Genomic DNA, 11999 nt, shown 5'->3' on the forward strand with positions numbered 1-11999 from the left:
TCGGATCTGCGGAAGATCCTCCAGGACTTCAGGCGGGCGACGCCGCGTTCGACGGGTGCCCGTGTCGCGGCAGGGCACGGTTGCGGGTCTTCTCGGTGGGGGTGAGTTCCTGCAGGGGCCTGCGTTTGATGCCCGTGGTCAGCCAGGGGCCGCCGCCCTGGTAGGCGAGATCGGACACGATGGGAACGCCCTGGCGCTCGCAGATTCGGATGATCCGGTGGGTGCGGGCAGCGGTCAGGTCGTGGGTGCGGCCCGGCAGGGCGGGCGAGAGCCACAGCAGCCGGCCGCCGGGATCGGTGACAACCTGCACGTTCACGCCGTGAGCGCCGGTGTTTGTGGGAATAGTCGGCCCGGCCGTCGCCGACCCGGTCGCACTCGGCGAGAGTCCCGTCGAGGAGGACGAAGTCAGGATCATGCTCGCCAGCGTCTTCAGCAGGCCCGGTGCGCGTTCGGCGAGCAGGTCGACGACCTCGCTGGTGTAGGCGTGGGCGGTGGACTCGCCGATCCCGAACCCGGCGGCGATCCTCGCCAGAGTGGTGTGTTCGCGCAGGTACACCAGTGCCACCGCGCGCTGGGACGGGTGGAGCTTGCAGCGCCGGTCGCCCTCACGGGTGACAATCAGCATGGTGACCACTCGACGAGCGCATGCGGTAGGTCGAGTGCGGCAGGATGGATGACCAACGAGGCCCCCGAGCAATGTGATTGAGACGTCAGACATCTCGATCAACAGCCCGGGGGCCTCGCTCGTTGCGGCTCGCAGACCATCACCCGATCGGTGGCCACCTCGAAGAAGCTCACTCATCTAAAGGTTGTCCCGTAACGAGGCCCGAGGTCTCAGGCATACTGGCGCTCGTTGTAGCTGGGGACCGGACCTAGGACGGGAGCCTGAGTGCCTGAGCTGCGGTGTGAAGCGGTTCGTTGGGTGGATGACGAGCCGCTTCCCGGCATCGTCGAGGTTCAGTTCGTTGACGCTGCGGGCCAACGTTGGTCTTTGATCGACAAGAGCTCGGTCTTCGCGCAGACCGCTGAGCTGGCTCCCGACTCGGTCTACCCGGTGAAGGTCACGGTGGCGTGCGAGGTCGAGGGCGATATCGAGGCGACGGCCGGCGACGGAGTCGTGACTATTTCCACGTCACCGGACGGGGTCACGACGCCGGATGGACGGGACACCTTCGCTGTGAACCAGAGCCAGCTCATCCCGTGAGAGCGAGATTGTGAAGTCGGGCGATGCCGAGCATGGCCTGGTGAACGCCGGTGCCCTTGAGTCGGCAGTCGCGCAGGATCTTCCAATTCTTCAGCCGGGACAGGGCGTGTTCGACCCGGGCGCGTGCCCGGCGGTGGACGGCGTTCTCCGCCTCCTGCTGCGGGCTGAGATGCGTCTGGCCACGTTGTTTGCGGTGCGGGATGAGCAGGCCGGTGCCCTGGTAGCCGCCGTCGGCGATGACCGGGGCGCCGCGGCAGGCCCGGTCGACACCGGACTCCGTAAAGGCCCGGCAGTCGTTGCGGCTGCCAGGCAGCGGGATCCCGATCGCCACGACCAGGCGGCTGTTGGCGTCGATGACAACCTGCAGGTTGGTCGAGTACCGGTAGTTTTTGCTGGAAGCGGCGATGCTGCGGTCGCGGGTGGGCACCAGGGTGCCGTCGACGATATAGACGGTGTCCTTACGCGGTCGACGGGCCGGCGAGATGGCCAGCAGAGGTGCGAGGTGATCGAGAATGCGGTCCGCCGCGGACTTCGAGACTCCGAACAGCGGCGCTACCTGCCGCAATGTGAGGTTCGTGCGCCAGTACGTGGCCACCAGCAGCACCCGGTCCTCCAGCGGCAGTCGCCAGGGACGGCCGCGCTGAACATCACCGCCACGGCGCCGTACCAACGCCACCAGCCTGGCGAACTGCACCTCGGACAGCCCGGAGAACGGCTCGATCCACTTCGGATCATCCGCTGAGATCACCCCACCCATGTCCATGGCAACGCAGCAACCGCCACACGGGTTACGGGACAACCTCTAGCGAGGCGAGAAATTGCAGCATCCGGCCTCCATCAAGACAAGGATCCGGACCATACGCGGGTCAACACTCCACCCAAGGCGACTTATCGCACGTCTGCCCTTCTCAAGAAGCCGTGCGAGTTGTACCACTGCAGACGAAGAACCTGCTGACCTCAGCGTCGAATCAAGCTGCTTCCCACAAACCTGCGTCCAGAATGCGAGCCGCCTTCGTGATGCTCCCAGGCATCAAGTGCCGGTAGGTGCGATACGTCTCCTCGATGGATTTGTGGCCCATCCATTCAGCCACGTCGGTGATGGGTATTCCGTTTCCGAGGGTGTTCGAGGCGAAGTAGTGCCGGAAGCTGTACATCCCCACACCGTCCGCTGCAGGGAGTCCCTTGAAGAGCTTCTGCGCACGCCGACGTTCCATCGGCTCTGTGTAGTAACCGCTCGGGCCACGCAGCAGGTATCCATCCTTCGTAGCTCCGTGCTTCTCCTCGTATCGTTCCATCGCCTCCCGCACCGAGCGTGGCAGAGGAACTTCCCGGAACTCTCCCGCCTTGCGGTGCTTCAGCTTTGCCGGCTTGTGTGTGTTGGAGTGGATCTGCTCGTGCACCCGGTAGACGTCATCCGCCACGACATTGTTTACGTTCACCGCCCGTGCCTCGCCATTTCGCAAACCGCAGCCCACCATCAGGACGATCTCGAGGGCGAGGATGTGATCCGCGACGGTCAGCGCCGTGTTCACATAGTCGAGGGATGGGATGACCACCTTCTCGCGGACGTACTCCGGTTCCTGGACCCCCTTTACAGGGTCGTCCGCCATGGCCCCCTTGCCATAGGCATCCCGCAGAATGGCCTTGAGGACCCGGAATATATTCACCTGGTTTCCGCGTCCGACCCCGTCGGTCTCCAACTCATCCAGGAAGCGTTCCATCACGATTGGCGTGACGGAGTTAAGCTTCCTCGATCCAAGACGGGGGACAATGTGCACGTTGATGGAGCTGTCCACGTGCCAGCCTGTGGAGTACTCCGTCAGCCTGCGCTGCCGGGGCCGCCACTGCTTCGCGTATTCCGCGACCGTCTGCTGCCCGAGTTCGCGGCGGGCCACGGCAACGGATGGCGCCGTGTTTTTTTTCTCAGCGTAGATCTGCGTGAGGCGCTCGATTGCATCGTCCTGTGTGTCATAGCCGGCCTCCTCTCGCTGCTTGCCGAGAGCATCCCTGAACCGAATCGTGTACGGGTGCGGGCAACGAGTCTGCTTGGCACAGTCGCAGTCCTTGAAGAAGGACCCCATGCCGCGGGCGAGCTGTCGGGCCACGTATCGAACCTTCCGAGCGCAAGTCAGTGATCAGGCACCCGCGCGTGCGCAGCGGGCAGGAAGTCAGCAAGCGGAGACGCCGCTGCGACGCATGCTGACCAGTGGCCTCCATCATGCTCCTGACCTGTACAAACGTCCAAATGCTAGATCCTGGACTTGATCAAAGTTCGCAGCACTTTGGACTCGTAGAAGACGGCTCCCCGCCAGCTTCCTGCAGGTCAGGGGCGTCGTTCACTGTATACGGGCACGCGTCGAACTCGAGATGTCGAGGAACATCGGTTGTCTCTCACGACTACGCTCTCTACCTGCACTTTTACGAGAGCCTGGCTGCCGTGACAGCGCTGATCTGGCATCTGTTCGGGCAGCCGTTTCGGAATTTTCAGGGCCTGATGCTGATCAGTTGCTGAGTTACCTGATGATGCATCAGGCAAATGGGCGGCCTCTCAGCACGCAATCGCGAGGTATCGGCCGCAAAGTGAGCTGGTGGACGCGGCACAACAGTTGTCGCCGTCGGCGCAGGAGGCTCTACGAGAAGCGCAGTGCCCGCCCTCCTCTCGGTCGCGCCCCGGCCGCGCTTTCCGTAAGGGTTAGGGAGCATCTGGATGGGTGGGGGCGTGGGTCACCCCCAGGAGGCGCCAGCTGCCCGCGTGCTGGCGGCCGCGCGGACCTCGCTCTCTCCTAGCTCGAAGCGGCCGCCTTCGCCCGCGGTCGCCTCCACCTCGTGCAGGTAGGGCTGGCTGCCGGAGCCGACCCGGAAGTTAAGCCGGGACCGTCATCGCCGGACGGTTCCGAGGAAGGCTTTCCGACAGTTACCCGACACCCAGCAGGTCTCGTCCATGCGGTGCGAGCCGTGCAGGTCGGCGTGGTGGGAAGCAAGTTGGTGAGCGGCGAGGCGCAGCCGGTTCGACAGGTGGGCATCCGTGGGGTGGGGCGCTCATCACGAGGTCGAGTGGCGCGGGCTGCGGGCTGCGGGTGTCGTGGGACTGGCTGGCGCGCTGCCCGCCCGAAGCCCATACCCCTTTGCTGACCTGGTGTTTTCCGGGACGTTGTACGTTGACATGGTCCCGGAGGAGGTTGCAGTCCTTTGGGGCTCTTTCAAGTCTGTCGTGGGCGAATGCCCTGCCGACGCCGCACGTGAGGCGCGCCAGTTGGACCCCTCCGGGCGACTGAGCGGCGATCTCTTCGCTCCCTCGAGCCTTGGAGAGATTTTCACTGCCGCGGCCCCGCTTCCTGCGCATAAACGCACAAACTTGATAGAAGCGCAGTAAAAGGGCGACCCGCCTTCTAGCAGGGATCCATGACACAGCCGCCGCGCACGATATCGAGGACCGTTCACAGATGCTTGCCCTCGAAGCAACGCCAGCCGAGATCGATGAGCTGGATCAATGCCAGCGCGACGCTCTTGATGCGTGCGTGATCGCAGCAATGACGTTGTGCACCCGCGAGGGGGATGCGCGGGGTCGTGCGCGCCTCCTGATGGAGTGTCACGGCCGCTATACGCGGTCGTGGGGCGTATTCGGTAAAGCAGCTTCGTTCCCTGCCTTCCTGAACCAGTTGCAGTCGGCTCCCGTTGGCGCATTGTTGCCGGGGCCTGCGTCGTGGTCAGAGATCTGGGAGGTGCGTCTGCTGGAGAATGACGGCACCGCCACGGCCACTCTGACGCGTCTGATCATGGAAGCGTCCGGTCAGGCCCACGAGGTGCCTGGTCTCTCGGCTGATCTGCGGCACCTTCACAGTGTGCTGCGAGCCCTGGGGAAGCTTCCGCCAGGAGCGCGGCTGGCTCGCATCGCGGCCGAGGCGGTGCAGCACGCCGTATTTCGCACTTTGCAGCAGGCCGGGTTCGCCGCCTACACCGAAGGCCGCAGGACCTTGGTGAACGAGCCCGTCCTTGGACGGCGTGCCCTGTCTCGCTATGCCCTTCTCACGGACCTGGGGGTGTATACGGGCATTTCCCCCGTCCGGCAGTTCGCCAGCCAGTGGGCGCCATGTCCGCTGTGTAAGTGGACCATGCGGGCAACGCCACGAGGCCGCCACAGCGCGGAGTTGGCCTGTGAGGACGAGCGTCATCGCCAACGGGGTGCGCGCTTCAAGATGGAGTCGGACGACGGACAGTGGCGGCTCAAGCCACTGGGTGAGATCCGGGAGAAGCCCGAACTCCGCCCTGTCGAAGGGTGGATCGCTCTGTCGTACGGGCTGTGGCAGTGGATCACGATCCCCGGGTTGCTGGAGATTGACCTGGAGGCGCTTGTTCACGGCGCAGGCGCAGATGTTCGCCTGTGGCCGTTCGGCGACAGCTACGACCTCCACATCACGAAGAACGGCATCACCTGGCGTGTCGATGTCAAGACCTGGGCTGACCCACAGGGCATCGCGGAGCAGATGCGCGCGGATCCGGAGGGCTGCTCAGGTCTGACCGTGGTCATCCCCGAGCATCTACGCGGATACACCGCTGTGCTCAACCGGGTGCTAGGCCCATTCGGCGCGAGGGTGATCACGGACCTGGATCTCGTCGTGGAGGTTCGCGCGGCATGAGCCGGACTCTCGCGGCGGCTCTCGCGCTAGCTGAGCACTACTTCCCGGCAAAGGACGACGCAGGCCGTGCAGTCGTCCGGCTGGAGGACGCCCACGTGCTGATGTCAGGGCAGGCGGCACAGGTGTGGCCCGAATGGGACTCGCTGACGTACCCCGAGCAGCAGCGCATCGGACGGCTAGTCGCTCAGCGGTCTCGCGGCGAGGCCGATCTGACGTCGGTACAACGCCGTGTGCGCAAGTGCTTCGACCAGCAGTGGGAAGATCCCGTCTTCTACCGCTACACCGCAGGGGCCCGAGATGGCTGGCGCATGGTGGAGGTCTACCCGCGCCACGGCCAGGACCCGCTGGAGTCGGCGGATCGGCTGCTCGTGCCCACGGACCGGGAGGTCCAGATCCGCGTGGCCAGTGGTGGCGGCTGGGTCGCCACCAGCTCCCGCGGTCCGCTGCAGCTGGCCTTCGAGACCACCGCTATGCCCTACAACCCGCCCGTCATCACCACGGTCGACGCGACCGGCCCGATCCCTATCAACCCGAACGTACTGAGCTGGCTTACACGCAAGACCGACGTCGGAATGGGCGGCGATCCGTTCCGGGAGCGACAGGTGGGGCTTCTGCTGAGCGGCACGATGGGGGGAGGGGAACTTCCGCAGTCCGCAGTGCTGATGGACCCCGGGCTGATGCGTCATCTGAGCGCACCGACGGGTGTGGGAAAAAATGTGTTCGCCCGCGCCCAGGCCAAGCAGCTGGCCCGGGACGGTTACACAGTCACCCTGCTGGTCAGCGACAACGCTGACGTCTTCGGCGAGGTGGCCACGCTGCGGCGGGAGCTGGCCGCCTTGAGCCTCGATGTGGCGGTGACGCCCTTGATCGCGCCGGGAAGTCGCCACGAGTTCACACTCCAGATCGCGCACAAGGCGGTCGACGAGCACACTGCCCTCTCCCAGATGCCGGCCGACCTCATGGAACGCCTGGCCGAGTCGGGCTATGGCTGCGCGGTTAGGGCGCAGTTGGAGGGGCGCGACGCCTTCGGTGACGGGCGGGAGCCGTGCAGCAGCCTGCGTCATACGGACCCCGACGGCCCCCAAGGTGCCGCCTTGTGCCCATTCGTGAACCGATGTGACAAGTTTTCCCATATCCGGGCTGCCTGCTCGGCCCAGATCATCGTGACGACGCATGCCTGTTTCCAGCGCGGCATGGTGAAGGTCCCCGTCATCGTGGACGGCGAACTGCGTCGTCAGGTGAGCGTGCGCGAGACGCTGCTGCGTCTCTCCCACCTGGTGATCATTGATGAGGTCGACGCCTACCAGTCCCATGGCTTCGAATCGTCGCAGAGCTTGGTGCTGGCGTCGGTCAGCGAACCGAACACCATGATGCGAAAGATCCGTGACAACCTGCACCGTGCCCCTGAACGGCTGCGGCTGGAGGCGCGGGGACCGCTGACTCGGGCCGTCTTCCTCTCCGAGCAGCTCTTGGACCTGGCCAGCAGTGGCGAGGTGTGCACGGAGACGTACCAGGCGCATGCGTTGGCCTCCGGGCAGGACCCGCGACGGATGCGGCAGGTGCTCCGCGACCGCCGGCGCTGGTATCAGCCGCATCATTGGGACCGCGAACTCCTGGAAGATCTCATCGGTGTAGAGGTCGATGACAGCGCCTCCATCGCGCAGATGGACCAGCTGCAGGCCCTGCTGCCACCTGTCGCTGCCCGTCCGGAAGACCGCGTTTCCGCTGCTGTGTTGCCGGACCATCTGCGGCAGATCCCTAACGTGCTGGAGCGGATGCTCAGTATTGACGAAGGCGGTCAGTGGGAACTCGATGAAACCAAGGAGTTGCTGCGTGAAATCGTGGAGAAGGCCGTCACCAAGCTCGCCAAGGCCCGCGAACGCAAGAAGAGGGACACGGGTCAGCAGGCCCACGAAGCGCCACCGCATCCCGAGCAGAAGAGCCGCAGCGATAAGCGCCAGGAGCTGTCCGCCCCGGTCCTCGCCGTTGGGGTCTTCCACGCGGTGATGATGAAGGCATGGCTGAGCGCGTTGAACCACACCGTGTTCGATCTCGCCGATCGGGCCGGTGAGCTGGCTGGTCACGGCATCGACGCCGCCTCAGCGGTGGCGGATGCGGTCGGACACCGCGACACCGGCAACATCGTTCCCTTCGGCCCGCTGGGACAGCAGATCAGCGGATTCCGGTTCGAGGGCCTGGATGTCCCCACGGCAAAGCCCCGCCTGCTCATGGAGGTGTTGCGCGGCGATCCGCACACCGAGACCGCCTACCTCGGCGACATCGTGTCGCTGGCCCTCGCCGGCCACCGCAGGGTCATCCTGGGCATGTCAGCAACCGGATATCTGCCCCGGGCCGCACGGACACACCTGCTAGCCGAACCTCAGTGGACAATGCCCGACGCTCAACAGGGCGGCCTCGTCATCTTTCGAAGCACCCCCGTCATCGACCAGCGCACCCTGGCGGTGGGCAGCACTCCCTACCGCGAACGCGCCCAACGCGTCGCCGCACTGGCCAGCGGATACGCGCCTGCCCTCATCGCAGACCTAGCCCGCTTGGCCGCTGACCCGGTCACCGCACATCGGGCCCGGGCTCTGATCGCCGTCAACTCCTACGCACAGGCACGCTGGTTCGCCGCCGCCTTGTACGAAGCCGCGCTGGCCTTGGGCCGCAAGCTGAAGATCTGCGTCGCCACCCCCGACAAGGAGGACCCCGACCTGCCGCCGGTTCCCGACGCGGTCAGCCTGGTCACCCGCGACCAGTTCTCGCAGCTCGCCGACCGAGGCGGGGACGTCCTCATCTCACCGCTTCCGCGCACCGAGCGGGGCCTGAACATTCTGACCACGGCGCCGTCGGGGAAGCGGGAGTCGGCGATCACGCTGATCGGACTCGCCATTCGCCCGGTCATGCCGGTGGATGAGCCGCCCGTCCTGGCCGCCAGCATCGCTTCCTGCGCCTGGCGTTCCACCCCCCGTAAAGGCTCTCCTGCAGTCCGCCTCGCCGCGGTCCGCAAGATGGCCCGGCAGCGTCTGTGGGCTATCCTCGCGGCCCCCAAGCGGTTCACCGCCCTCCCCGACGATCTCCGCAGTGAGCTGATCGCCACCCTGCTCGGGCAGTGCATCCAACTGGCCGGCCGCGGCAGGCGGGGCCAGACGCACGTCGAACTGCACTTCATCGACGGCGCCTTCCACGACACCACCTGGGGCAGCGACCTGCCCACTCTGGTGCGCGACCTGTACACGAGCTACACCCCCAAGGAACTGGCCGGCACCGGCCGCACCTACGGGTACACCGCCGAAGAGTTCCTCGATTATGCCCAGGCCCCCCAGCTGCGCGCCGGCCTGCGGGACGGATACCCCGACCACTTCGGAGTTGCCGCATGAACCCGTGTCCCCCCGGCGACGAGACCCGCAAGCGCGCCGGCCTCCTGCAATACCGGACCGACGCCAACGTCCTGGGCACCGTCTATGCCTACCGCCCCGGCCCGACGGCCTTTGGTCTCTGGTGCGACCTGTGCAGCGCCTACAAGGAACGCTTCGGTGACAAGAAGAAGGGCGTGCAGCCCCCGTACCGCTCCCTGGAGGCCATCCTGCGGGCCGTTCTCGGTGACTGGGCACGCTGGGACGTAAACGACGGGCAGGCGCAGCTGATCACCGGCGCAGAGATGACAGCCGAGGACCGCTATGACGTCTTCCTGTACTGGGGCGAAGCGATCTTCTCCGACGGGCACGGCAGACAGCTCGCCCAGCAGTTGTCCGAGCTGGTCGCCCGGGCCCCGCTCCTGCCCTACCCCGACCTCCCGCGCCCGGTGGCCGGACGACGCACCCTGAGCTGGTGGCCCGGCGAACTCGCCCGCTGGCGCCTGGCCGAGGATCTGGCCCGCATCGACTGGAAGCTCGGCTCCAACGATCCGGTCCGCTTCACGTTGTGCACGGACGGCACGCTCGCTGCCATCGGCCACGAGCTGCCCAGCGCACCCGATGCCCAGGGAAGAATCCGCCGCCTCCTGCCCCGCATCAAGATCGGCACGGCAGCCACAGGACACTCCTCACGCCACGCAGTCACCATCAACGCCGTCACCACACTGCTGGCCAACCGGTGGTACGGCGTCGCCACCGTCCTGCTCTCCAACCCCGAGCAGCCGCTCGCGGTCGCCGCTCAGACTGATGGACCTGCATGGCAGCGTCGCTTGAACGTGCCCGCCGTCGCCGCCAGCCGACGGCTCGCCGGCCTATCCCGGCTGAACCGACGCGTCCCGCCCTTCCCCGAGACACTGGACGAACAGGCCATCACGCCCGATGCCGAACTGAGCACGGTGCGGGCCGTTGCTCCCAAGAGTGTCGTCACGCCCGGCCTCGGCCGCGGCCACGGGATGGAGATGTTCCGCCGGATCGAGGAGCACATCGACGAATACTGCGAGCGCTACCGATCCCGCAGCCCGCTGTATGTCGAGGTGCCGGACCTCTCCGTTCCCCCGGGCAAGACTGGCATCCGTATCAGCGGCCCGATCCTTCCCCAACACCTGCCCGCCGCCATGGACGCTGCCCAGCTCGACACGGTCCTGGTCGTGGTGCTGTGGCACACGGATGAGGTTCGTGCCCGCCTCCAGCGCGAGATCGCCCGGCAGTGGAACCTCCGGGACGACTTCGTCGCACCGGACAACACCGTCGTGCCCGATGTGATCCCGGGCCGTGTGCACCTGCTGTTCCTGGAGGACAAAGCCGGTGCGCTCACGCACGGCCCCGCATCCTCAGCACACCGCCAACAGCAGCTCGAGACCCTCCTGGCTCCACATCGCGCGCCAGGACTGACGATCGCAGCCCTGTGCGAGACCCAATGGGATCCCGACCGCAAGTTCGCCAGTCCGGAGGAGAAGGAACAGGCTGAGGCCGAAGACGGCAAGTGGCCTTCGAAAGCCGCGCTGGCCCGCATGGGTATCACATCGCAGTACATCAAGCAGGCCCCTGCCCCCGTCCCCACGCACAAGAAGAACGGCGAGCCCTGCTCCCCCAAATACATCGAGAAGGCCACCGCAGCACGGGAGTCGGGCCTCGCCAACTCAACCGAGAACTCGTTGCGCGACATGCTCCGCGGCCTCGGCCTCGCCGACCACCGCCTCGGCGCGGCCTTCGGCCCGCTCCCGCTGCACCCTTGGTGGCACATCGGCATCCACGTACGACGCCACAACCAGCCACGCCAGTACGGCCAGCGCAACACCAAACCCGCCCCCATCACCACCACGCTCACCGCCATCCGCCCCGCCGGCGGCCCCAGCGAACCATGGACCATGTGGGCCTACTCGCCCGTCACCTCCCAATGGGCCCCCTACCTCCACACCCGCCTCGCCGTGCACGCCACTGAACTCGGACTCGACGTCTCTGACTTCGAAACCGTCGGCGACGAGAGCCACCAAGCATCCGCCGCAGCACAGATCACCGAGGCCGCTCTGCTAGCAGCCCGAACCCAACTGCCCCAACCAGGGCCCATGGTCATCTACGTCAACGGCGACACCACCGAGTACATCTGGGCCGGCCTTCGAGACGAGAACATCGGCCAGCAGCCCACCAGCGACCTCCCACGACCAGCCTCGTGGCTGCCCGGACACGGCCTTCCGCGGGCACAGCGCCCACTGGCAGTGGTGCGCACGATCACCGAACTTGAACGCATCGGCCGCCCCACCGGCGCCTACGTCTACGGCAAGGACGGTCAATGGCGCCGGACCGGCACCACCAACAGTCCTTTCCAGCTTGTCTCGGACGACGGTGTAACCTACCTGCCCGACTTCCTCCTCATCAACGTCCCGCGCACATATGCCGCTGGTCCCGGTGGCCGCTTCGGAGGTGAATACACCCGACTCGCCCCGCAGGCGACAGCACGGCAAGGAAAGAACGGATACGCCCACACCGCAGTACGCCTCACCGTCATCCTCGCGGCCGAGGCAGCCGATGCAGATCTCATCGGCAAAGTCGGCGTCGTACTCACCAACCAGGGCGTCAGTTGGGATGGTCGACAGACCGAGCCCACACCTCTTCGTCTAGCAAGACAGATCGACAAGGACCACCCCTACTGGCGACGCAGCTGCGAGGAGGCGGCGCCGCAGACTCCAGAAAACAACGAATCCGGCGACCATCCGTGAACAGCGAGTTTCACGCGCGGCCGAT

The 11999-nt window shown here is 66.1% G+C and carries 6 protein-coding genes and 1 pseudogene; 4 read left to right on the top strand and 3 right to left on the bottom strand.

Annotation, left to right across the window (positions count from 1 at the left end):
* Window positions 1–2: 2 nt before the first annotated feature.
* A pseudogene (locus EV567_RS22180) lies at window positions 3–681 on the bottom strand (transposase family protein); the annotation flags it as partial.
* A gap of 208 nt (window positions 682–889) precedes the next feature.
* Here EV567_RS22180 and EV567_RS22185 point away from each other — a divergent pair.
* On the top strand, window positions 890–1204 hold the full coding sequence (locus tag EV567_RS22185) for a hypothetical protein (RefSeq protein ID WP_130442840.1): 315 nt from the start codon (window positions 890–892) through the stop codon (window positions 1202–1204).
* On the opposite strand, the gene EV567_RS22190 is transcribed toward EV567_RS22185, so the two are convergent.
* Entirely contained in the window at window positions 1194–1961 is a 768-nt protein-coding gene (locus EV567_RS22190; RefSeq protein WP_130443091.1) for a transposase, read from the bottom strand. The two genes, EV567_RS22185 and EV567_RS22190, sit on opposite strands and share 11 nt — an antisense overlap.
* A 211-nt stretch (window positions 1962–2172) precedes the next feature.
* Window positions 2173–3309 (bottom strand): site-specific integrase, encoded by a 1137-nt coding sequence (locus tag EV567_RS22195; RefSeq protein WP_242620956.1) that lies wholly within the window; start codon window positions 3307–3309, stop codon window positions 2173–2175.
* A 1338-nt stretch (window positions 3310–4647) separates the two neighbouring features.
* Here EV567_RS22195 and EV567_RS22200 point away from each other — a divergent pair.
* From EV567_RS22200 to EV567_RS22210, 3 genes are read left to right on the top strand one after another with little or no spacing between them, the layout of a single operon-like run.
* Window positions 4648–5841: a hypothetical protein gene (locus EV567_RS22200; RefSeq protein WP_130442842.1), complete on the top strand. Its 1194-nt coding sequence runs from the start codon at window positions 4648–4650 to the stop codon at window positions 5839–5841.
* Window positions 5838–9221 carry a hypothetical protein gene (locus EV567_RS22205; protein ID WP_130442844.1) on the top strand — a complete coding sequence of 1128 codons (3384 nt, stop codon included), beginning with the start codon at window positions 5838–5840 and terminating at the stop codon, window positions 9219–9221. The genes EV567_RS22200 and EV567_RS22205 overlap by 4 nt, the downstream gene beginning before the upstream one ends.
* On the top strand, window positions 9218–11974 hold the full coding sequence (locus tag EV567_RS22210) for an RNaseH domain-containing protein (protein WP_130442846.1): 2757 nt from the start codon (window positions 9218–9220) through the stop codon (window positions 11972–11974). The genes EV567_RS22205 and EV567_RS22210 overlap by 4 nt, the downstream gene beginning before the upstream one ends.
* Window positions 11975–11999: the final 25 nt, after the last annotated feature.

The sequence above is a fragment of the Streptomyces sp. BK239 genome (assembly GCF_004217285.1).
Taxonomy (GTDB): Bacteria; Actinomycetota; Actinomycetes; order Streptomycetales; family Streptomycetaceae; genus Streptomyces.

Excerpts from the sequence above, each read along its gene's own strand:
- EV567_RS22210 (WP_130442846.1), top strand. The coding sequence starts at position 9,218 with ATGAACCCGTGTCCCCCCGGCGACGAGACCCGCAAGCGCGCCGGCCTC.
- EV567_RS22200 (WP_130442842.1), top strand. The coding sequence starts at position 4,648 with ATGCTTGCCCTCGAAGCAACGCCAGCCGAGATCGATGAGCTGGATCAA.
- EV567_RS22205 (WP_130442844.1), top strand. The coding sequence starts at position 5,838 with ATGAGCCGGACTCTCGCGGCGGCTCTCGCGCTAGCTGAGCACTACTTC.
- EV567_RS22190 (WP_130443091.1), bottom strand. The coding sequence starts at position 1,961 with ATGGGTGGGGTGATCTCAGCGGATGATCCGAAGTGGATCGAGCCGTTC.